Origin of the sequence: Sulfidibacter corallicola, assembly GCF_017498545.1 — a bacterium.
Taxonomy (GTDB): domain Bacteria; phylum Acidobacteriota; class Holophagae; order Acanthopleuribacterales; family Acanthopleuribacteraceae; genus Sulfidibacter; species Sulfidibacter corallicola.
This window is the reverse complement of record NZ_CP071793.1, coordinates 2,415,594-2,441,071: the sequence shown is the minus strand read 5'-3', so window position 1 is coordinate 2,441,071 and position 25,478 is coordinate 2,415,594. Positions and strand designations below refer to the sequence as shown.

General features: G+C 67.0%; 2 protein-coding genes (1 of these 2 only partly in view). Both read left to right on the top strand.

Features of this window, described 5'->3' with window-relative positions:
* Positions 1-13,398: the 3' portion of a non-ribosomal peptide synthetase gene (locus J3U87_RS07215; RefSeq protein ID WP_237382362.1), read on the top strand. 3,372 nt of this gene lie to the left of the window's left edge; 13,398 of the gene's 16,770 nt are visible here — the last part of the coding sequence; its start codon lies beyond the left edge, outside the window; it ends in the stop codon at positions 13,396-13,398.
* On the top strand, positions 13,395-25,478 hold the full coding sequence (locus J3U87_RS07210; protein WP_237382361.1) for a non-ribosomal peptide synthetase: 12,084 nt from the start codon (positions 13,395-13,397) through the stop codon (positions 25,476-25,478). Before J3U87_RS07215 ends, J3U87_RS07210 begins: the two co-directional genes overlap by 4 nt.

The following is a 25,478-nucleotide window of genomic DNA, read 5'->3' as shown; positions in this document are numbered from 1 at the left end:
GCCTTTCGGCGCTTGATCGATCGGCACGAGGCCCTGCGGACCCGGTTCCGTGTCGGGCCCGATGGACCGCTGCAGGTGATCGAGGCCACCGCGGGTGAACCGCTGACCTTCGTCGATCTGGCCGAGGCGCCGACCGAAGCGCGCGCGAGCCGCCTCGACGAGCTGGTCGCCGCCGAAGCGGCCCACGTGTTTCACCTGACCGAGGCGCCGCCGTTCCGCGCCGTGCTGGTGCGGCTCGACGCGCGCGATCACCGCCTGCTGATCAACCTGCACCACATCATCGCCGACGGCTGGTCGATCGAGGTCATGATCGGCGAGCTGAGTCGATGTTACGCCGCCCTGCGGGAGGGGCGCGAACCGGAATTGCCGAAGCCCGCCCTGCAGTATGCCGACGTCGCCGTCTGGCAGAACCGTTGGCTGCGTGGCGAGGTCCTGGAACGGCGGCTCGATTATTGGCGCGAGGCGCTCGAGGGCGCCCCGGAACTGTTGGAGCTGCCCACCGACCTGCCGCGTCCCAGTGTGCTGGGCCACCGCGGCGCCACCTGTGTCGTGACCCTGGATCGATCCCAGCGCCAAGCGCTCGACCAGCTTTGTCGCAGCTACGACACCACCCCGTTCACCGTGTTGCTGGCCACCTATGCGGCGCTGTTGGGTCGCTACGCCTGGAGTGACGACGTGGTGATCGGGACCGCGGTCGCCAATCGCGGTCGCATGGAGCTGGAGGGCCTGGTCGGCTGTCTTGTCAATACCCTGGCCTTGCGCTTCGACCTGAGCGGCATTCGCGATACGCCGACGCTGCTGAATCGCGTCAGCCAAATTTTCCTGGAAGGATACGCCAATCAGCAGGTCCCGCTCGATGCCGTGATGGAGGCGGTGCGTCCGGAGCGAACCCTGAGCCACGCGCCCCTGTTCCAGGTGGTGTTCCAACTGGTCGACGACCTGAGCGATAGCATTCAATTGCCCGACCTGGACGTCGAAGTCGTCGAACAGCCGACCGGTCTGGCCAAGTGGGATCTGCTGCTCACGGCCGAACACGGCCTCGAGCGCACCCGTTTGCTCTTGGAATACAACCTCGACCTGTTTCAGCGCGACACGATCGAACGCATGCTCGCTCATTTTTCCCGCCTGTTGACGGAAATGGCGCGAACACCTCATCACCCGCCCACCCATCAGGCACTTTTCGACGTGGCGGCCTTTCGGGACCAGGTTCGCGAGTGGCGACACGATGCGTGCCCGGTGCCTCGAATCGACCATTTCCACGACCTGCTCTCGTCGGCGGCGGCCCGTAACGGTGCGGGCACGGCCGTCATCCACGGCGATGCGCGGATCGGCTACCAAGCCTTGGAGGCCCGTGCCAACCGTTGGGCCCACGAGCTGCGTCGTCGCGGGCTGGGTGCCGAAGATCTGGTGGGCCTCGCCCTGCCGCGCTCGATCGACATGGTCACGGCGATTTTCGCGGTGATGAAAGCCGGCGGTGCCTACCTGCCGCTGGATCCCGACTACCCGGCGGAGCGGTTGCGTTACATGGTCGAGGATGCCGGTGCGGCGCTGGTACTGGTAGTCGATGCGGCCGCCATCGAACGCTACCCGGCGACCTGCACCGCGCTGACGGCCGCCGACCTGGACCGGGCCGCCGCCGACCGGCCCGTAACCGCACCCGCCTTGCGGATCGACCCCGATCAACTGGCCTACGTGCTGTTCACCTCCGGTTCCACGGGCCGTCCCAAGGGCGTGCAGGTCACCCACCGCAACGTGGCCAACCACGCCATGGTCTTCGGCGAGGCCTTCGGGCTCGAACCCGACAGCCACGTGTACCAAACCAGTTCGTTCAATTTCGACATGTCGGTCGGCGAGCTGGCGATGACCTTCTACGGGGCCGCCACGTTGGACCTGGGCCCCGCCGAGATGCTGATGCCCAGCCCGGAGCTGACCGCCTACCTGAAGCTCCAGGGCGTGACGCACATGATGATCCTGCCGTTCGTCCTGCCCGCGATGGGGCCGTTGGACGGGCTGGACCTGAAGGTCATGATCGTGGCCGGTGCCAGCTTCACGCGACGCATGCTGGAACCGCTGCAGCCCGGGCGGGTGGTCTACAACGGCTACGGGCCCACCGAGACGACGGTCGTCTCCAATTTCTACCGTGTTCGAGAGGACGATGGCGAGCGGGCCTACCCGATCGGCGGCCCCGTGGCCAACCTCACCTGCTACGTGGTCGATCGCGCCATGAACCTGGTGCCGGTGGGCGTGCCGGGCGAGCTGCTGATCGGCGGGGTTCAGGTCTCGCGCGGGTACCGCAACCACCCGGAGCTGACCGCGACGCGGTTCATTCCCGACCCTTTCGGCCACGATCGGGGTGGCCGTCTCTACCGCACGGGCGACCTGGTGCGCTACCTGCCGGACGGCGACATCGTCTTCATGGGTCGCATCGATCAGCAGATGAAGGTGCGCGGGTTCCGCATCGAACCGGTGGAGATCGAGCAGGTACTGTGTCGTCACGAAGCGATCGCCGATGCGGTGGTCCTGCCGCGCAGGAGCCGGCGAGAGGAGGAGATCCTGGCGGCCTTTCTGGTGGCGGATGCGGCCGTGGACGGTGCGCCGGCCGGAACCGAGCTGCGCGACTTCCTCAAGCAAAGTTTGCCCAATTTCATGATTCCCAACAATTACGTGTTCCTGGACGGCTTTCCCCAGTTGCCCAACGGCAAGATCAATCGCCAGGCGCTGGCGAATTGGGATTTGGGCGAGGAAGAAGAGTCGTCGCGACAGGCGCCGCGCGACGACGACGAGCGCGTACTGGCCGAAATTTGGGCCGAAGTCCTGGCGCTGGCCGACGTGGGTCGGGACGACGATTTCTTCGCGCTCGGCGGCCACAGCCTGCTGGCCACGCGCGTCATGTCGCAGGTGCGCGAACGGTTCTGCGTTTCCCTGCCGGTGCGGGTGTTGTTCGAGGGCGCGACTCCGGCCCAGTTGGCCGACCGCATTCGCTCGGAGCGGGAAACCCATCCGACGTCCTCCGAAGAACCGTCCCGGATAGGGACCGCGGAACCCGAGGACTCCGTTCCGGCGGAGGCTGATCCGCACGAGCTGCCTCGAATCCAGCCGGTGCCCCGCGATGGAGCCCTACCGCTCTCCTTCGCGCAAAACCGGCTCTGGTTTTTGGAGCAGGTGGAGGGCCTGGGCTCGGCCTACCACATCCACGGGGCCTGGATGCTCGACGGTGTCCTGGACCCGAGCGCCCTGCGCGAAGCCTTCGCCTGCCTGGTGGCCCGCCACGAGATCCTGCGTACGAATATCGCGTTCGACGCCGACAGCGGGGAGCCGGTCCAGGTGATTGCGGCCGAGCCCCGATTCGATTGGCATTTCGAACGCCTGGGCGACGCTCATCCGACCGTGCCCGAGGCCGAAGCACGCGCCCGCTATGCGCGATTGGCCGCGCGTAAATTCGACCTGCAGCGCGATCCGCTGCTGCGGGTCGTCCTGTTGGAGCTCGACAGCGCCTGGCACCTGTTGGGCGTGGTCATGCACCACATCGTCTCCGACGGTTGGTCGGTGGGTCTCCTGATCCGCGAACTGTCCGAAATGTACGCCGATCTGCGTGCCGGCCGGGCGCCGAACGCTCAGCCGCTCGCGGTGCAGTACGCGGATTTCGCGTATTGGCAGCGCCGCCACCTGGCGCCGGTACTGGCACACCAACTGGAATACTGGCGCAACCGCCTGTTGGGGGCCCCGCCGTTGTTGCGCCTGCCCCTCGACCACGGACGCCAGGCCGGGGCGGCCCGTCGCGGTGGCCTGTATCGGTTCCGATTGGACGCCGCCGCGACCGCCGATCTCCAGGCCTCGAGTCGTCGGCACGGAACCACGCTGTTCATGACCTGCCTGGCGGCCTACACGGCCCTGCTCCAGCGCCTCAGCGGCCAGGACGACGTCGTGGTCGGTGTACCGATCGCCAACCGCCACCGCGCCGAGCTGGAACCGCTGTTGGGCTTTTTCGTCAACATGTTGCCGATGCGCATCCGCCTCGAAGACGACCCGAGCGCGGCGGACCTGTTGGCCCACGTGCGCGATACCGGTCTGGAGGATTTCGCCCATCAGGACCTCCCGTTCGAGCGCCTGGTGGAAGCGTTGGCCCCCAACCGCGATGCGGCCCACACGCCGTTGGTCCAGGCCGTTTTCATGTTCCAGAACATGGGTCTGGGCGATTTGGCCCTGGACGACCTGACCCTGCGACCGTTCGATGGCGAGGCCACGGACGCCAAGTTCGATCTCTCCCTGGCGCTGCACGAGGGTACCGGCGCCGACGGTGCGCAGGAGCTGGAGGCCGAATGGGAATACGATGCCGACCTGTTCGAGGCCGAGACCATTCGCCGCTTCGCGCATTGGTATCGGGTCCTGCTCGCCTTCATGGCGGCTTCACCCGAACAACCGGTGAGCGCCGCCGACCTGCATCCCGAGCGCGATCACCTCGCGGTGGCGGTGCCCTTCGATCGCACGACGCCCCTTCCGGGTAGCGAGGAAACCCTGGCCGGCCGCTTCGAGCGCCAGGCCGCGCGCACGCCGGACGCGATGGCGATCTGGTGTGAGGAAGCGTCTTGGACTTACGCCGAGCTGAACGCCGAGGCCAACCGGATGGCGCACGAGCTGCGGGCGCTGGGTGTCGGGGCCGAAGTGCCGGTGGGGTTGTGCATTCACCGCTCGGCGCCGATGGTGGCGGCCTGGATCGCGATCCTGAAGATCGGTGCGGTTTGTGTGCCGCTCGATCCCAGCTATCCGCGGCCGCGCCTGGCCTACATGATGGGCCACGCCGGTTTGGCGGCCGTCATTTCGCGGCGCGCCTCGGCGGGCGCCCTGCCGGAAAGCGAGGTGCCGCTGCTTTGCCTGGACGCCGATCACGACCGCATTCAGGCGCGGGCCACGACCAATCCGGCCCGCCTCGACCACGGCGACATGGCCGTCTACCTGCTCTACACCTCCGGCTCGACCGGTTCTGCCAAGGGCGTCGTGGGGACGCATCGCGCCACCTTGAACCGCATCGATTGGATGCAGGCGCGGGTCGCGCTGACGCCGGACGAGGTGGTCGCCCAGAAAACGGCGCTCAATTTCGTCGATTCGGTCTGGGAGATCTTCGCGCCGCTGTTGCACGGTGCCTCCCTGCGGATCCTGCCGGACTGGGCCGTTCGCGATCCGCGCGAGCTGTTGCGGTACCTGGGGCAGGCGTCCGTGACGCGGTTGACGGCCGTGCCCTCCCTGCTGCGGGCCATGCTGGAGACCGGTTTGGATTTGAACCGCGCGCTGCCCGCCCTGCGGATCTGCGTGAGCAGTGGCGAGACGCTCGACGGCGAGACCGCCTCGGCCTTGCGACGACGCCTGCCGCGCGTACGCTTGCTCAACCTGTACGGGTCGACGGAAGTCGCCGGTGACGCGACCTGGTTCGAACTTGTGGACGAGACGCGCGACGCGGTTCCGATCGGCGCGCCCATCAGTCACCTGCGGGCCTACGTGCTCGACGGGCGCGGTCGGGCGGTGCCGCCGGGCCTGCCGGGTGAGCTGTGGCTCGGCGGAGTGGGCCTGGCTCGCGGCTACGCCCACATGCCCGCCCACACCGCCGAACGGTTCGTACCCGATCCCTTCGGGTCCCGGCCAGGGGCGCGCCTGTTCCGCACCGGTGACCGCGTGCGCCTGGATGGCGACGGGTGTCTCCAGTTCCTGGGGCGTGTGGATCATCAGGTCAAACTGCGCGGCGTGCGTATCGAGCCCGGCGAGGTCGAGGCACTGCTGCGCCGTCATCCGGCGGTGGCGAGCTGCGTGGTCGGCGTCACCGAGCGGGCGACGGGCGGGGATGGAAGCGATGCCCAGCTCGTGGCCTGGTGGGTGACCCGACCCGAAACGGAGATCTCGGCCGCGGAATTGCGGGTGTGGTTGCGCAGCCGTCTGCCGGACTTCCTGGTGCCTGCCGCCTACGTGCAGGTGGCGGCGTTGCCCTTGACTCCCAACGGCAAGATCGATCGCGGCGCTTTGCCGGCGCCCGAAGTCTGGGGTGTGGCCCTGGACGAAACCGCCCCGCGGAACGACGGTGAACGGAAACTGGCCGAGATCTGGGCCGAGGTGATCGGGTGCCCGGCCGTGGGCATTCACGCCAATTTCTTCGATTTGGGCGGTCACTCGCTGTTGGCCACGCGGGTGGTGGCCCGCGTTCGGGAACGGTTGGGTCGGGATTTCGGCTTGCGCGACTTCTTCGGCAAACCGACCGTCGCCGAGCAGGCGGTGCTGCTGGCTGGGGAAGGGACCGCGCCGCAGGTGATGGCGCTCGAGGGTCCGCGTCCGGTGCCGCGTGACCAACCGCTGCCGCTTTCCTTCGCCCAACAGCGCTTGTGGTTCCTCACCCGGTTGGAAGGTCCCTCCGCCACCTACAACATGCCGGTCGCCTTGCGCCTGCGTGGCGACCTGGATTGCGCCGCCTTGGCCCGCGCCGTCGACGGGCTTGTCGCGCGCCACGAGTCGCTGCGCACCATCTTCGTGTCGGTGGACGACGAAATTTGCCAGCGCATCCTGACACCCACGACCGGCCACCTCGAAATGCGCGACCTGAGTCGACATGAGGCGGCGTCGCGCGAGGCGGCCTGGCGCGATTTGGTGCGCTCCACCTCGCTGGTCACCTTCGATCTCGAGCGAGGCCCCTTGTTCCGCGCGATCCTGGTTGCGATGGGCGATGGGCAACACGGCCTGCTGCTCAACCTGCACCATATCGTCGGCGACGGCTGGTCGATGGGCGTGTTGGTCCGCGACCTGATGGAACTGTACCGCGCGGCCCGAGCCGGCAAGCCGCCCCAGTTACCCATGCCTTCCGTGGCCTACGCCGATTTCGCGGTTTGGCAACGGGCGTGGTTGCAGGGGAACGTGGTGGAACGCCAGCTCGCCTATTGGAAGGATCGCCTCGGCGACGGCATCCCGGTCCTGGCCCTGCCTACCGATCGACCCCGCCCGCCGCGCCTCTCGTTCCGCGGCGCCCGTCAAGGCTTGCTGCTGTCCGCCGAGCTGACCACCGATCTCAAGGCGTTGTCGCGCCGCGAGGGAGCCAGCTTGTTCATGGTGCTGCTGGCGACGTTCAAGCTGCTGCTGTCGCGCCACAGCGGCCAGGACGATTTCGCGATCGGCTCGCCGGTCGCCGGTCGTCGGCTGCGGGAGCTGGAGCCGATCATCGGTTTTTTCCTCAATCACCTGGTGCTGCGCACCGACCTGCGCGGCAATCCGCGCTTCGTGGAGCTGCTGGCGCGCGTTCGCGAGACCACGCTCGCAGCCTACGAGAACCAGGACGTGCCGTTCGAACGACTGCTGGAAGTCTTGCGGCCCAAACGGGACCGCGGGCGAACCTCGCTGTTTCAGGTCATGTTCAACATGCTGAACATGCCCGATCCCGAAGTGGACCTTCCTGACCTGAGTCTGGAGGTGGTCGAGACGCCGGACATCGGCGCCAAATTCGATTTGACGCTCTACGCCGGTCAAGAGGGTGACCGCCTGCAGCTCGACCTGTCGTACAACGCCGACCTGTTCGATCGCGATCGCATGGTGCGCCTGTTGGATCAGTATCGCCACCTGTTGACCCAAGTCGCGGCGGCGCCCGAACTGCCGATTGACGCGTTCAGTCTGGTCACGGACGAGGCGCGGGTGTGCCTGCCCGATCTGGGCAAGGCCCTGGACGCCACTTGGCGCGGCTCGGTGGTGGAGTGGGTCGCCCGTCAGGCGCGGCAAACGCCCGACGAACCGGCCGTGATCGGCCACCACCAGCACTGGCGCTACGCCGAGCTGGTGGCGCGCTTCGAGGCGGTGGCCGCGGCTCTGGCCGAAACCGGGATCGTGGCGGGTGACGTGGTGGCCATTTTGGGCGCGCGCGACGCTTCGGTGGTACCTGCGGTGCTGGGGACCTTCCGCGCCGGCGCGGTCTATCTCCTGCTCGACCCCGACTATCCCGACTCGCGGCTGATCGATCTCCTGGAGGCTTCCGGTGCGCGCGGCTGGATTCAGCTCGATCGGGCCGGCCCGATCGGCGCCGATTTCGAAGCCTACCTGGATCGGGCCGGGCTTGCCGGCCGTCTGCGCATCGCCGACGACGGCTTGCCGCGCCAGTGGGACGACCGTCCCTGCACCAGCGGCCTGCAGCCACCCGAACTCGAGATCGGGCCCAAAGATCCCGCCATTCTGACGTTCACTTCCGGGTCGACCGGAAAGCCGAAGGGCGTGCTGGGTCGCCACGGATCGCTCACCCACTTTCTGCCCTGGACCGCGCGCACCTACGATCTGCGCCCGGACGATCGCTTCAGCATGCTGTCCGGTATCGCCCACGACCCCTTGCAGCGCGACATCTTCACCCCACTGTGTCTGGGCGCTTCGCTGTTCGTGCCCAGCCCCGAGGACTTCGGGCCGGATCGGTTGGCGGCCTGGATGCGGGCCCGGGAGATCAGCGTCGCGCTGGTCACCCCGCCCATGGTTCACATCCTCGCCGAAAACCGCGAACCGGTGTTGCTGCCGGCATTGCGCCGGGTCTTCCTGACCGGCGACCGCCTTCTGGGCCGCCATGTGACCGCGCTGCGTGGATTGGCGCCGGACGTGCGCATCGTCAATTTCTACGGGGCGACCGAGACCCAGCGCTCGGTGGCCGGCTACCTGGTTCCCGACGATTACGCGCGCGATCCCGAAGACCGCGAGGCCCGGGAAGCCGTGTTGCCGCTGGGGCGGGGGACCGGCGACGGCGTTCAGGTCCTGGTCCTCAACCGAGCCATGGGCTTGGCCGGTGTCGACGAGTTGGGCGAGATCCACATTCGCGGCCCCCACCTGGCCGCCGGTTACCTGGACGATCCCGACCTGACGCGTGCCCGGTTCCTGGCCAGCCCGGCGAGCGTCGATCCCGACGATCGCATCTACAAGACGGGCGACCTTGGGCGCTTTCGGGCCGATGGCCACCTGGTCTTCGCCGATCGCATGGACTCTCAGATCAAGATCCGCGGGTTCCGGGTGGAACCGGCCGAGATCGAAGCCCGCTTGATGGCCTATCCCGGCGTGAAGCAGGCCCTGGTGTTGGCTCGGCCCGGCGGCTCGGGCACCCAACGCGATCTGGCGGCCTTCATGGTTCCCGACGACACCGCCGTTTCCTGGCTGGACGATCCGGTTGCGGCCGGCGCCGCCCGGCGGAGGATCTACCTGCATGTAACCGAGGTCCTGCCAAGCTACATGATTCCCGGCAGCCTGATCTTCCTGGCGCAACTGCCGCTGACGCTCAACCGCAAGATCGATCGCAAGGCGTTGGTGACGATGGACTGGGATCACCCCGGAATTCGCGGCGGCGTCGAGGGGGCTTCCGCGCTTCCCGGCACTGCGACCGAACGCGAACTGGTGTGCCTGTGGGAAGACTTGTTGAATCTGTCGCCGGTGGGCGTGGACGACGACTTCTTCATCCTGGGAGGCCACAGTTTGCTGGCGGTGCAGCTTGCAGCCCGTGTGCGCGACCGCTTCGGTGTTTCGGTGGCTTTGGGCGCGGTGTTCGATGCGCCGCGATTGTCGGATTTCGCCGAATTCATCGACCGTCGCGTCGCCGATCAGGGGGGCTCGGGTCATGTCCTGCCACACGTCGAGATCGCGCACGACGAACCGAGACCGGCGCGCCTGCCGCTTTCCTTCTCCCAGGAGCGTCTGTTCTTCCTTCATCGCCTGCACGACATGGGCACCGCCTACCTGATTCCGGCGATGCTCGAGGTCCAGGGTGCACTGGACGAGCGCGCGCTGGCTCAGGCGTTTCAGGCCCTGGTCGACCGGCACGAGGCGCTGCGCACGCGGTTCGACGCGGAGGACGGCGTGGCCTACCAAATCGTCGATGCGCCGCCCAGTGCCACGGACGCGGTCCTGCGGGTGGTCGACCTGGCTACCGAGGGTCCGGTGGACACCGCGATCGCACTGGAACGAGCGCGGGTCGAGCTGGCTCGGCCCTGGTCGCTCTCCGAGGAGCGACCGATTCGCGCCGCGCTCTACCGCACCGGGGAGGACCGTTCGCTGCTACTGTTCGCCATGCAGCATATCGTTTCCGACGGCTGGTCCATGGGCGTGCTGTTGCGCGAGGTGACCGAACTGTACCGGGCCTTCAGTCAGGGCCGAGAACCCGAGCTGGCTCCCTTGCCGCTGCAATACGCCGATTACGCGCTCTGGCAGCGGCGCACCTGGGACGGTGCCTTCCTGGCCCGCGAGGTGGACTGGTGGCGGAACCGCCTCGCCGGCGCGCCGGCCCTGTTGGAGCTGCCCGTCGATCGTCCGCGGCCGCCGGTGCAGCGTTTCCACGGTGCCGCTCTGCGCTTCCCGTTGGGCGCCGAACTGGTAGATCCCCTGCGCGACTTGGGGCGCGATCAGGGCGCGACCCTCTTCATGGTGTTGCTGGGTGGGTTCGCCGCGCTGCTGTCGCGGTGGAGTGGCCAGCGCGACGTGGTCATCGGGACCCCGGTCGCCAACCGCGACGACGCCAGGTTGGAACACCTCATCGGCTTCTTCGTCAACACGCTGGCCCTGCGTTTCGACCTCGAAGACGATCCCTCGGTGCGCCAGTGGGTCACGCGGGTGCGCCGCACCTGCCTCGAGGCCCTGGCCCACCAGGGCGTGCCCTTCGAACGCCTGGTCGCCGAGCTGCAGCCGCGCCGCCAGCCCGCTCACGCGCCGCTGTTCCAGGTGATGTTCGTGTTCCACAACCAGCCGATGCGCGAAGTGAGCTTGCCGGGCCTGCGATTCGAGCCGGTGCAACGCGTGTTGGCGGAGACCAAGTTCGACGTGACGCTTTCGCTCGCCGAGTCCGAGTCGGGTGGCGGCTTGGACGCGGTGCTGGAATACAACACCGACATCTTCGACGCGTCCTCGATGACCTGTATGATCGCCCACCTCCAGGCATTGTGGAAGTCCATGGCGGCGGCGCCCACACGCCGTCTGAGCGCCCTGAACCTGTGTGACGGCCCCGAACGAAGCGAATCGAACGAAAGTACCCGAGAAGCGGAAAGCGGCGTGGTGCCCGGTAGGTTCAGCGGCCCGCTGAACCCAACGAAGCGATCGATCCACGAAAGCGGGGAGCCCCACGAGCGCGAAGCCGAAACCGTGAACCGAAGCGAATCGGACGGAAGTAGGGGAGAAGCGGAAAGCGGCGTGGTGCCCGGTAGGTTCAGCGGCCCGCTGAACCCAACGAAGCGATCGATCCACGAAAGCGGCGAGCCCCACGGGAGCGAAGCCGAAACCGTGAACCGAAGCGAATCGGACGGAAGTAGGGGAGAAGCGGAAAGCGGCGTGGTGCCCGGTAGGTTCAGCGGCCCGCTGAACCCAACGAAGCGATCGGTCCACGAAAGCGGAGAGCCCCACGAGCGCGAAGCCGAAACCGTGAACCGAAGCGAATCGGAAGGAAGTAGGGGAGAAGCCGAAAGCGGCGTGGTGCCCGGTAGGTTCAGCGGCCCGCTGAACCCAACGAAACGATCGATCCACGAAAGCCAAACACCTCGCGAAGGCGCAACCCGCGCCCCCGCCGAACCCCAACCCTGGGTCATCGCTTCGTTCGAAGCACGAGCCGCGGCGCATCCCGATCGACCGGCCCTGCAGATCGGCGATCGCGTCCTGCGCTACGGCGAATTAAACGCCGCGGCAAATCGCCTGGCCCACCTCCTGCGCGGTGCCGGTGTGGGCGTGGACGACCTCGTCGCCTTGTGCCTGCCGCGCTCGCCGGAACTCCTGGTCGGCCTGTTGGGCATTCTGAAGGCGGGTGCGGCCTACGTGCCGTTGGATCCCAATTACCCAAGCGAACGAATCGAGACCGTGCTGGCCGATTCGGGCGCGACCCTGATGGTGACCACCAGGGAGCTGGAGACGCGCCTTGGCGGCGACCTCGCCTGCTTCGCCCTGGACGATGTGGAAGCCAACGACGATCCGGGCGCGGCCGACAATCCGGGTCTGGTCCCGCCCGCGGATGCGCGCGCCTACGTGATCTACACCTCCGGTTCGACCGGCCGCCCCAAGGGCGTGGCGATTTCGCACGCGAGCCTGGCCGCGTCCAACGCCGCCCGCGACGACGTCTACGGCGATCCGCCGGAAGCTTTCCTGCTGCTCTCGCCGATCGCGTTCGACAGTTCGGTGGTGGGGCTCTACCACACCCTGTGCGGTGGCGGTACGCTGGTGCTGCCGACCGAGGATCAGGTGGGCAATGTCCACGCCTTGTTGGCCGCGATGCGACGGCGTCAGGTCACCCATACGCTGTGCCTACCATCGCTGTACGCGGTGTTGATGGACCTGGCCGGCCGCGAGGATTGGGCCTCGCTCGATACCGTGATCGTGGCCGGCGAGGCATGCCCGCCCGCGTTGATCGAGCGCCATCGCCAAGCCTGGCCCCAGGTGCGGCTGTTCAACGAGTACGGGCCGACCGAGGGCACCGTGTGGAGCAGTGTCTTCGACTGTGGCCACTACGCCGGCGAGCGACGGGTGTCGGTCGGGCGGCCGTTGGACCACGTCGCCGTGCGCGTCTTGGATGCCCATGGTCAACCGGTGCCGGTGGGATTGCCCGGGGAGCTGTACCTGGGAGGACCGGGCCTGGCCCGCGGTTACCACGGCGATCCCGCCAAGACCGCGGCGGCCTTCGTCCCCGACGGCTTCGGCACCCAGCCCGGTGCACGACTGTACCGCACCGGCGATCGGGTGCGGCTGGGTGCGGATGGGCGCCTCGATTTCCTGGGCCGCGTCGACCATCAGCTCAAGTTACGCGGTTATCGCATCGAACCGGGCGAAGTGGAGACGGCTCTGCGGTCCCTGTACGGCGTGAGCGATGCGGTGGTGTTGGCGATCCCGGTGGAGGCCGGCGCGACCCGAGACCTGGCCGCGGGGCAAGGCGGCGACCTTCGTTTGGTGGCCCACGTCCAGCCCGAGTTGGGGCTTTCGTTGGATCCGGACGCGATGATGGTCGCCTTGCGCAAGGTCCTGCCGGAATACATGGTTCCGGCGGCCATCCTGATCCACGAAGTGTTGCCCAAGATGCCCAACGGCAAGGTGGACCGCAAGGCGCTGCGCGCTTGGGCCCTGCCGGAGCCGCCACGGGCCGAGGGGACGCCGCCGCGAACCGGGACCGAAACCGAGCTGGCGTCCATGTGGTGCGACCTGCTGGGGCGCGACCGGATTTTTGCCGACGACCACTTCTTTGCGCTGGGTGGCCATTCGCTGCTGGCCATGCGGCTCTTCGCCCGCATTCAGGAACACTTCCGAGTGGAGCTGACCCTGCTCGACCTGTTCCGCGAGCCGGTGCTGCGCGACATGGCCGAACTGATCGATACCCGCGCCTGGGCCGCCCAAGCGCCCGAACCTTCCGATGAACCGCTGAACGACGATGAAGAGGAATTCCTGTTATGAGCCCGCACGATACCACTCCGAAGCCCTCGGAACCGGCCGATCTCGATCAGGTTCTGGCGATGTTGCGTCGCCGCGACGTGCATGTCTCGCTGGAAGGCGATCAATTGCGCCTGCGTGCACCCAAGGGAGCCCTGGATGCCCGACTCAAGGAGCTGTTGCGTTCGGTGAAGCCGGCCCTTGTGGCGCACCTGGGCCGGCTCCGCGCCGCGCGGGAGACGATCGAGGCGCGACCGGATGCGGATCGGGCCCCGCTCTCTTTCGCGCAGGCGCGGCTTTGGTTCGTGAGTCGGCTCAGCGAATCCGGCGCGGCCTACAACATCACCGGCGCCTTGCGTTTGCGCGGCCCGCTGGACGAAGAGGCCCTGGCGCGGGCGGTGGCCGCCATCGTGGCGCGACACGCGGTGTTGCGCACCCGATTCGTCGAGGTGGACGGCAGGCCGGTACAGCGCGTGGCGCCGCCACCGAGTGACGTCCTGCATCGCATCGATCTGCGCGATCGCGAGCCGGCCTCGGCCGAACACGAGACCCAGCGCTTGGCACAAAACGAAGCGTTGCACAGGTTCGACCTGGCGAAGGGCCCGCTGTTTCGCGCGGTGCTGGCGGTTCTGGCCCCCGACCATCGCGTACTGCTGCTGAACATGCACCACATCGTGGCCGACCACTGGTCCGTCGACGTGTTCGTCAAGGAATTGAACGCGCTGTACGACGCCTACGCGGCTGGGGCTTCCTCACCGCTGCCGCCCTTGCCGATTCAGTATGCCGATTACGCGCGTTGGCAGGTGGATCATCTGACGTCCGATCGTCTGGAGCCGCACCTGCACTGGTGGCGCCGGGCCCTGGCCGGCTCGCGGCCCGACTTGGCCCTTCCCTACGATTTCGAACGGCCCGCCAGCAGCCGTCAACGCGGCCGGGTGGTGCCGTTTTCCCTGAGCGACGCGACCTTCGAGGGCCTCGACGCGTTGGCGCGGGAACGACGCGTCACGCGCTACGCGACCCTGGTGGCACTCTACGCGGCGCTGTTGTACCGCTACGACGGGCGCGGCGACCTGGCGATCGGTACCCCCATCGCCGGTCGCGACCGTGCCGAGGTCGCGCCGTTGATCGGTTTCTTCGTCAATACGCTGGTCCTGCGGGCCAAGCTCTCGTGGCACACCACCTTCAGCGACCTCGTCGATCACGTGCAACAGGTGGTGGCCGAGGCTCAGGACCACGCCGAAGCGCCATTCGAGAAGGTGGTGGAAGCGGTGGCGTCGGGGAGCGATCGCGAGCTGTTTCGCACCATCCTGACCCACACCCGCGAAGGACGCGACGAGCCGATGCTGGGCTCGGCGGAAGTGACGCCGTTCGAGGGCGATCGCGTCAGCGGTCTGGGCGCCCGCACCGATTTGGACATCTACTTTCGCGAGAGCGAGACCGGGGTGCGGGGCTTCGTGTGTTACCGCGAAGATCTGTTCCATGAGGAAACCATCGTACGCCTGGTCGAAAGGCTGACACGTCTGGCCTCGGCCGTGGTGGCGTCGCCTCGAACGGCGCTCTCCGAATTGGTCCTGTCCGGTGAGGTCGCGGTACCGCCCTTTTCGCCGGAAGCGGGGAACGATCGCGAGGAAGGTTTGGCGCCGCTGTCGTATCACCAGGAACGCCTGTGGTTTATCGATGCCTTCGAGACCGGCAACGTCTACGTGGGACATCCCACGTACCACAACGTGCCGTTGCTGGCCCTGTGGCGAAGCGACGACCCGCGCGGGTCGGGGCTGGATGTGGCCCGACTGGGTGCGGCCCTCCAGGGCGTGGTCGACCGTCACGAGGGCCTGCGCACCCGATTCCCAAGCGACAAGCGCGGCCAGGTGCCGGTCGAAGGGGCCGAGGTCGACTTCGAATCGATCGCGCTGGCGGGTGAACCCTCTGCCGAGGAACTGTTGGCCGAGGCGCTGGCCGCGACGCGGCGCACTTTCGAGCTGGAGTCCGCGCCGCTGGTGCGGGGTTTCGTGGTGACGGTCGTCGATCCCGCCTCTTCGGACGCCGATACCGGGGCACCGCAAATGGCCGTGCTGGCGCTGGCCGCGCACCACATCGCCGTCGATCGCCGTTCCCTGGCGCTTCTGCTGGATGAATGGACGCTCGCCTACCGCGACGGTCTCGGCGCGCTTCCATCCGTTCTGGAGATGGACTATCGCCAATTCGCCGCCCACCAGCGCGCCTATGGCGACGAGGTTCTCGAGAGCCAGATGTTCTACTGGCGTCACCGTCTCCACGGCAGCTTGCAACCGCTGGTCCTGCCCACGGTGGGGCCGCGCGCGGGGGTCCATGTTTATGGCGAGGCCCGCGAGCGGTTCCGCATCGAGCCCGAAATGGCGGTGCGCCTTCGCGAGTGGGCGAAGGGCCGTGGCACCACGCCGTTCGCGGCGTTGCTGACGGCCTTTTCGGCGCTGTTGCGGCGCTATGCGGGGCATCGCGAGATCGTCGTCGGGACCCTGGATGACCAACGCGCCCGGAACGGCGCCCGGATGATCGCGCCGCTGGCCAACTTGTTGGTATTACGCCTCTTCTTGGACGAATCGACCGCGTTCGGTGACCTGCTGGGTCAGGTGGATGCGGTCGAACGCGGCGCTCGGGCCCATGGCGCGATGCCGTTCGACCTGCTGGTGACGCGCCTGAACCCGGAAAAGGATATGAGCCGCACGGCCCTGTTCGACGTGCTCTTTCAGGTGGAAGAGGATCCCTGGCCGGAATACGCCTTGGGTGGTGGGACGCTTCAGGTTCACGAGACCAATTACGGTCTGGGCAAATACGACGTGAACCTGTTGTTGAAGGCCGATCGCGATGGCGGCTACGAGGGCTTTTGGGTCTTCAACCGCGAATATTTCTACAGCTTTACGATGGCCCAAATGGTGGGTCACTTCCAACGCCTGCTGGGGGAGATGGTGGCCCGGCCGAGTGCCCTGGTGGATCGGGTGCCCTTGCTGGACGAGGCCGAGCGGTTGCGGCAAGCGCAGACCTGGAACCGGACCGAAGCCGCCTTCGATTCCGGCGCCACGATTCACGGGTTGTTCGCATCCCAGGTGGCGCGGACGCCGGAACGCATCGCCCTGAGTTGTGACGACCGGCACCTGACCTATGCCACGCTGGACCGCCGCGCCAACCGGATCGCCCATGTCCTGCGCGAGATGGGTGTCGGCCCGGACACCTTGGTGGCCGTGTGCCTGGAGCGTTCGATCGAGATGGTGGTGACCATGCTGGCCGTGCTCAAGGCCGGCGGTGCCTACCTCAACCTCGATCCCGATTATCCCGAAGAACGGCTGACCGCGATGTTGGCCGACTCGGGCGTGCGCCATCTGGTCACCAACGCGGAGGCCAACTTGGCCACCGACCGCGAGATGCTCCGGTTGCTGTTGGACCGCGACGCCCCGCACATCGAGGCCCAGTTCGACAGTGCGCCGCACGTCACGGTCGACCCCCACAACCTGGCCTATTGCATCTACACCTCCGGCTCCACCGGGAGACCCAAGGGCTGTCTCGTCGAACACCGCCAGGTGGTTCGCTTGATGTGTAACGACAAGCTTCCCTTTGCCTTCGGGCCGGACGACGTGTGGAGCCTGTTCCACTCCTACTGTTTCGATTTCTCGGTCTGGGAGATGTACGGCGCCCTGTTCTACGGCGGGCGCGTGGTGGTGGTGCCGCGCCATGTCGCGCGCGACACCGCGGCCTTCGCGGCATTGGTCTGGCGCGAGCGGGTGACCGTGCTCAGCCAGATCCCGACCGCGTTCTACCAGTTCATTCGCGAGTGTGCGGCCCTGGACGACGACTGCGCCCTGCGGTACCTGGTGTTCGGTGGGGAGGCCCTGCAGCCGGCCCTGCTGCGCCCGTTCCACGAGCGCTTCCCCGCGGTCGTTCTCGTCAACATGTACGGCATCACCGAAATCACCGTGCACGCATCCTTCCGCCAGGTTTCCACCGAGGACATCACCCGCAACGCCGGCAACATCGGCGGCCCGATTCCCACCACGCGGCTCTATCTCCTGGACGAAGCCCAGCGGCTGCTGCCGGTGGGCGTGCCGGGTGAGCTGTTCGTCGGCGGGCTCGGCGTGGCGCGCGGGTATTTGCATCGCGGCGCGCTGACGGCCCAACGATTTTTGCCCGACCCCTACGACGATCGACCCGGTGCGCGCATGTACCGAACCGGCGACCAGGCGCGGTTGCTGCCCGACGGAAGCTTCGAATTCCTGGGCCGGCTCGATCAACAGGTCAAGGTGCGTGGGTTCCGCATCGAGTTGGGCGAGGTCGAGGCGGCGCTGAATCGGCTCGACGGGGTCGGCGAAGCGGTGGTCGCGGTTCATGGCGAGAGCGCCGAAAAGCGGCTGGTGGCCTATGTCGTGGCGGATGGGCTTGGGGTCGCGGAGATCCGCAAACGGTTGGCTGCCGCGATGCCGGAACACATGGTGCCCGCCCTGTTCGTGATGTTGGACCGCTTGCCGGTGACGCCGAGCGGCAAGGTCGACCGGCGGGCCCTGCCGGAGCCCGTGCCCCCTTCGGAGACGGCGCCTTTGCGGCCCCACGCGTCCCCGACGGAGGAAATCCTGGCCGGGATCTGGCGTGAGGTGCTCGGCGTCGACATGGTCCACGGCGATTCGGAATTTTTCGAGCTGGGCGGCCATTCGCTGTTGGCGACGCGGGTCCTGGCGCGGGTGCGTGGCTTTTTCGGGGTTCGGTTACCCCTGCAGGTGGTGTTCGAGGCATCGCGCCTGGGAGATCTGGCGTGCCGGATCGACGCGGCGCGACCGGCGGAGCGGGCGTCCCTGCCGGCCCTGGGGCGAGAACCCCTGCCCGCACGGATTCCGCTCTCGTTTTCCCAACAACGTCTCTGGTTCCTGGAGCGCCTGGAGTCACCCTCTTCGCGCTACCACATGCCGGTCTTGCTCTGGTTGGACGGCAAACTGGACGTAGACGCCCTGCGGCGCGCCTGGCTGGCGCTGACGGAGCGGCACGCGTCGTTGCGGACGCGCTTCCGCGAGGACGACGAAGCCGGAGAACCCTACCAGGCGATCGATCCCGAAGGTTACGATCCGGTGACCTTGATGACCATCGATGCGATCGCCGAGGCGCGACGCGACGAGGAAGCGCTTCGGCTGGCGCGCGAAGTCTTGGCGCGTCCCTTCGACCTGGCCTGCGACCACCTGTTGCGCGTCGTGCTGGTTCGTCTCGGAGTGCGACGTCACTTGATGGCGTTGGTGCTGCACCACGTCGTCTCCGACGGTTGGTCGTTGGAAGTGCTGGCGGCCGAATTGCGCGAGTTGTACTTGGCGTTCCGTGAAGAAAAACCCGACCCCTTGCCGGAGTTGGGTCTTCAATACGCGGATTACGCGTTGTGGCAGCGCCGCCACCTCGCCGATGCGGTGCTCGCCGAACAATTCGATTATTGGCGTGGGGCGCTGGCCGATGCGCCGCCCTTCCTCGAGCTGCCACGGGACTTCGCGACGCCGCCGCGCCGTTCCTATCCGGCCGGGACATGTCCCTTCTTCCTGGACGCCAAAACCAGTGCAGCGCTGGAAACGTTGGCCGCCGCCCAGGGGGCCACCATGTTCATGACCCTTCTCACCGGATTCGCCCTGGTTCTGGCGCGGACCAGTGGGTGTCGCGATTTGGTGATCGGCACGCCCGAGGCCAATCGCGATCGATCGGAGCTGGAATCGCTCGTCGGATTTTTTGTCAATACGCTGGCTTTACGGATCCGCTTCGAATCCGGAGACAGTATCTCTTCACTTCTGGAACGTGTGCGCCGCACCTGCCTGGCGGCCTACGACCATCGCGACCTGCCGTTCGAACGCCTTGTCGAATGGTTGGATCCCGACCGCGATCCCGCTCAGGCGCCCCTCTTTCAGGTGATGCTCGTATGGCGCAACATACCTGCGCGCGAGCACAATTGGACCGGGCTTCGGTTGACTTCGGTCCAACAGCCGGCCGAAGTCGCCAAATTCGATTTACATCTCTCGTTGACGCGAACCGATGACGGCATCGCCGGGGTTCTGGAGTACGATCGCGAGCTGTTCGCCGAATCGAGCATGCTGCGGTTGTTGCGCCATTTTCAACGGATCGCGGAAGCGATGGCGGCACGACCCGATGCCGATCCCTTCGCCCTGCCGTTGGTGAACGACGAGGAGTGGGTTCGGATGCAATCTCGGCTGAACCCGCTCACGCCGCGTACGGCGTCGGTTCCCGAGCCATTCGCCGACGGGACCCGGACCCCGGATGTGCTGGCTTCCTTTCGGGAGCAGGTCGCTCGAAACCCGAACGGACCCGCGGTCTCGGCCGGTTCGGTTCGTTGGTCTTACGCCGAGCTGGACCAACGCTCGTCGACCCTGGCTGCGCGGCTTCACCGGAGCGGGATCGGCCCTGAATCGGTGGTCGGCCTGTACCTGGAGCGCGAGCCGGACCTGATCGCCGCGATTCTGGCGGTTTGGAAGGCGGGCGGCGCCTTTTTGCCGTTGGGATCGAGCTTGGGTGCGGATCACCTGCGCTTTTTGGTCGAGGACGGCGGTGCCGCACTGGTGATCGCGAAGGACGACCCTCAAAACCTGTTCGATCCCCAATTGCTGATGAGTCCGGACACGTCCGAGGGGTCTATGGCCTGTCCCGAGATCTCCTTGTTGCCGGATCAGATGGCCTACCTGATGTATACCTCCGGGTCGACCGGGCGGCCCAAGGGCGTGGCGGTGACGCGCGCGGGATTGGCCAACTTCCTGGTGCATTCGCGCGCCACCTATGCGGTCGATCGTGGCGCCCTGGTTCAGGGGGCCATCGGCTTCGACGCCACCCTGCATCCCCTGTTGGCGCCCCTGACGGCGGGGGGGTGCATCACCCTGGTTCCCGAGGGGCGGGAGCTGGATTCCCTGGTGGCGACCTTCTTGGAAGAGCGGTCCTTCGGTTTGGTTCACTTGACACCCGCCCACCTGGAATCCCTGTCGGGGCTCCTGGGGCCGAGGGCGGTTCGGGCGCGGATCATGGCCCTGGTGTCGAGTGGTGAGGCGTTGACCGCCTCGCTGGCCGCCGACTGGCAGCACCGGTTACCGGAAACGCGCGTCGTCAACGAGTACGGCCCCACCGAGGCCGTGATCGACTGCACGATGTACGAACTGGCCGTGGGTGAGGCCGAATCCTTGGGCACGACGGTGCCCATTGGTCGGGCGCTGGCGGGAAGTACGGTCTACGTTGTCGACCGGGCCTTGCGGCCGGTACCGGTCGGCACGGTGGGCGAGTTGTTCATCGGCGGTGCTCAGGTGGCTCGGGGTTATCTGGGTCGGCCGTCACGCACCGCCACGGCGTTCGTGCCGGATCCCTTCGCCGTGGATCCGGGCGCACGGATGTACCGGAGTGGAGACCTGGTGCGGATCGTGGAGAGTCGCGACGGCGATTTGGTTCTCGAGTTCCTCGGCCGGATCGACAACCAGGTGAAAATCCGCGGTGTACGGGTCGAACTGCGCGGGGTGGAAGCACTGTTGGTGAGCCATTCGGACGTGGCCGCGGCGGCGGTGTTGGCCCGCGACCCGGCCGGTGACGGTGGGCCGGGGAGGGGCCGGGGTGACAAAGTGTTGGTGGCCTACCTCGTCGGCCGGGAGCATCGCACGCCGGACCTGGACGAGGTACGGGCCTGGTTGGAGAAAAAACTACCGCCCCAAGCGGTGCCGGAACATTTCGAAGTATTGGATGACTTTCCACTGACACCCAACGGAAAGGTGCATCGAGCGGCATTGGGGCGCCGGCCCTTGCCGAAGATGGGAACCGCCGCGTCGGTCATCGAACCGCCGGCCTCGCCGCTCGAGCGGTGTCTCGCCGAGATATGGTGCGCCTTTCTGGGCGTGGCCGAAGTGGGTCGCGGCGATCACTTTTTCCGGCTGGGCGGCCATTCCCTGACCGCGACCCGCGTGGTGGCCGCACTTCGCCACCGGCTCGGGATCGAGATGCCGCTGCGTTGGCTGTTCGAGGCACCGCGTTTGTGCGACCTGGCCGAGCGTGTCGCCACCCTGCATTTGGATGAGGACGGCGACGCGGCCGTGGCCGCCCGCATCACGCCCAGGGGTTACGAGGAAATCCCGCTGTCGGGCAATCAGAAGCGGTTGTGGTTCCTGAGCCGGTTGGAAGGTCCCAACGCCGCCTACAACATGCCGGTCGTCCTGCGCCTGCGAGGGTCTCTGGATCGGGATGCCCTGCGCCGGGCCGCGAGCGCCATTGCCGAACGCCACGAAGTGCTGCGCACGACGATCGAGGACGTCGACGGCGAGCCCCGCGCGCGATTGTTGACGGAGCACCCCATGCCGCTGGTGGAAGTCGCGGTTTCCGAGGACGAGTCCGCGCGCGGTGAGGCGTTCGTTCGGGATTGGGTGAACGCCCGGACGGCCGCGCCCTTCGATCCGGCTCGCGATTGCCCGCTCCGCGTCGAGCTGTTGTGTCTCAGCCGGACCGACCACGTTTTGGTACTGATGCTCCATCACATCGCGGGAGACGGCTGGTCCCAAGGATTGTTGTTGCGCGAACTGTCCGCGCTGTATCCGGCGTTCGCCGGCGGTGAACCGGTGGACCTCCCGCCGCTGCCCGTGCAATTCGCCGATGTGGTCGCCTGGCAGGCGCGGCGCATGGACGAAGATCGCCGACGCGCGCTACTCGACTATTGGCGCGCCCATTTGGATGGCGCGCCGCCGTTGTTGGAACTGCCGACCGATCGGCCGCGTCCCACGCGATCCTCCACGCGCGGGGCCATGCACCGGTTCGCGCTCTCGGCCGAGCTCACCTCGGGCCTGAACGGTCTGGCCGTGGCCCACGATTGTACCCTGTTCATGGTGTTGCTCGCGGGCTTCGCCGAGGTCTTGGCCCGTTGGAGCGGCCGTCGCGACCTGGTGATCGGCACACCTGTCGCCAACCGGACTTCGGCGGAGCAGGAACAATTGATCGGGTTCTTCGCCAATACGCTGCCCCTGCGGTTGCAGCCGGAAGCGCGCGGCGATCTGGCAACCACGCTGGCGAGCGTGCGCCACGCCTGTTTGGAGGGTTACGCGCATGCCGACCTGGCTTTCGAGGAATTGGTGGAGGCGCTTCAGCCGCGACGCGACTTGAGCTATGCGCCGATTTTCCAGGTCATGTTCGTGCTCCAGAATTTCACGGAACCCGAGTTGGAACATCCGGATTTGGAGGTGGTGAACCAGGCGCGCGAGGTCGTCGTCAGCAAGTTCGATATGACCCTGGCGATGGAGGAGGGCCCCGACGGGCTCTTCGGCGCGATCGAGTACAACCGGGACCTGTTCGACGAAGAAACGGTGGCACGGCTGGGGGAACACCTGTCTCGGTTGTGGTCCGCGATGGTGGAACGGCCGGAGGAAGCGGTCTCGCGACTGCCGATGCTGCCGGACTGGGAACGGGACGCGGTCATGGCCGACGGCAATCCCCGGCCTCGCGATTGGGGCGCGCCCTACGAGGTGGAAAGTCGCTTTGCCGGGTGGGTTCGGCAACGACCCGAAGCCACGGCCATCGTGTACGGCGACCGCCGTTGGACCTATGCCGAGCTGGACGCCGAAGTGGCCCGTTTGACCGAAGTCTTGGCCTCGCGTGGCGTCGGCCCGGAAGTTCCGGTCGTGGTGATGGCCGAACGCGATCCGGATCTGGCGGCGGCCTTTCTGGCCGTCCAACGCTTGGGGGCGGTGTTCGTGGGTCTGGATCCCGCCTATCCTCAGCGCTTTGCGCCGGTGCTTCGCGATTGTGGCGGCCATCTCGTGGTGACCCATGCGGCACTGCGCGACCGGCTTCCGGAAGGAGATTTCGACGTTCTGGTCTGGGACGAGCCGTCTTCGATGGCGGTGCCCGAACCGAACCCGAATATCGAGAGGCGACGGCCTCATCCGGAGAACCTGGCCTACCTGACCTATACCTCGGGCTCGACCGGTGAGCCCAAGGGCGTGCAGTTGACCCGCGCGGGCTTGTTCCAGTCCGCCATGGCGCTGCAGGCGTTCATGCGGGTGGAGCCGTGCTCCGTGTTCTACTTCTTCGCTTCGCTCAATTTCGATTCGTCGGTGATCGAATTGGCGTTGGTCTTCTCCTCGGGTGCCGCCTTGGATTTGGGTCCCGACCGAGAACGCCTGCTGGGTGATCCGCTGGCGGCGTACGTGGCCCGGAACGGCATCACCCATCTGATCGCGGTGCCGAGCGCGGTGGCGACGGTCGAGCCCTGTGGCGATTTGCCGCGTTGCGTGATCCTGGCGGGGGAGGTTTGCCCCGAGTCGTTGGTGCGCCGCTGGTTGCCCGGACGCCGCATCGTCAATGGTTACGGTCCGGCCGAGCACACCGTGGCGGCTACGTTGTTCGCCTGTGATGGCCGACCCGGCGCCACACCCATTGGTTCGCCGGTACCCAACGCCCGGACCTTCGTGCTGGACTCGGACCTGCAGCTCGCACCATTGGGGATCGCGGGCCAGTTGGCATTGGCCGGACCGCAAGTGGCGCGTGGCTACCGCAATCGTCCCGGTGCGACGGCGGCCGTCTTCGTTCCCAACCCCTTCGGCCCGCCCGGTTCGCGGATGTACCTCACCGGCGATTTGGTGCGACGCAGGCCGGTCGATTCCGATGGTGAAGATCGCGGATTCGATTTCGTCGGCCGTCTCGACGATCAAGTCAAGATCCGCGGCCGCCGCATCGAGCCAGGCGAGGTGGAGGCCTGGCTTCGCGGCCGTGAAGACGTGGCCGATGCCGTCGTCGTCGTGCGTCGCGAGCGGCAGATGCCCTACCTTGCCGCCTATGTGACGGCCATGCCGGAGCGGGAGCCGACCGTCATGAAGCTGCGCCGTTTGGCTGCCCAAAGCCTGCCCGACTACCTACAGCCCTCCGCCTGGGTTCTTCTGGACGATATGCCGCGCAATGCCTCGGACAAACCCGACCGCGACCAGTTGCCCGAGCCGGGTCGGGAGGCGTTCGGTGCGGTCGCGTTCATCCCTCCGCGGGATGCCCTCGAACGCGAACTGGCGGCACTGTATTCCGAGCTGTTGGAGGTTCCCTCGGTGGGCGCCTACGATGGATTCTTCGAGTTGGGTGGACATTCGTTGTTGACCGTTCGCCTCGTTGCACGGATCGAGTCGCGCTTCGGTCGCCGCCTGCCGCTGGCCGAGTTGTTCCGACACGGATCCGTGGCCGAGGTGGCCGAGCTGCTGCGTCAGGATGGGGCCGAGCCCCGTCGGGCCCCCTTGGTGCCACTGCATGGGCGCGGTATCGGTTCGCCCTGGTTCCTGCTTCCCGGAACCGGCGGCAATTTGGTCTATTTCCACGAGTTGGCTCAGGCGTTGGGCACGCGCCGGAAAATCGTCTACGGTTTGCAGGCGGTTGGTCTGGATGGGGACGGATCGACGGACCGAGTCAAACCGCACGATTCGATCGAGGCGATCGTGGCGGCCAACCTCGAGGCGTTGCTCGACCTGGATCTGGACGAGGCTCCGATTCAGTTGGTCGGCCATAGCTTCGGTTGCTACCTGGCATTCGAAATGGCTTGCCGCCTGCGCCAAGCGGGTCGCCCGGTGGCGCCTCTCATTTTGTTGGATACACCCGCGCCCCGTGGCGATCTGGACCCGCCGCCCGATATGGACGACGCCGATTGGTTGGTCGACATGGCTACGATGCTGGCCGGTTTTCATGGACGCGACTGTCCCCTGACTCGCGACGATCTTGCCGGGTGCACCTGGCATTCGGCGCTTGCCCGCTTCGCCGAGAGATTGGTGGCGGACGAGCTGCTGCCGGCGGGGACCACGGCTGAAGATCTCGAGGGACCGGTCGCCGTGTTCCGCGCCCAGTCACGCATGGTATACCGGCCTCAAACGCTCGGCGATTTCGACCTGAACCTGGTTCGGACCCGTGCAACCGCAGCCGGTGCCGCTTCGAAGGCCGCGGCCGAAGATGCCCAAAGTTGGGGCTGGGCGCGCTTGACCTCCGGTGCCATGCACGCCTGTTGGGCGCAAGGTGATCACGCCACCATGCTCCGCCATCCTCATGTCGAGGGCTTGGCGGATTTGATCTTGTCATTGGCGGGATCACGGGGAAGAAAATGCCAACCTTAA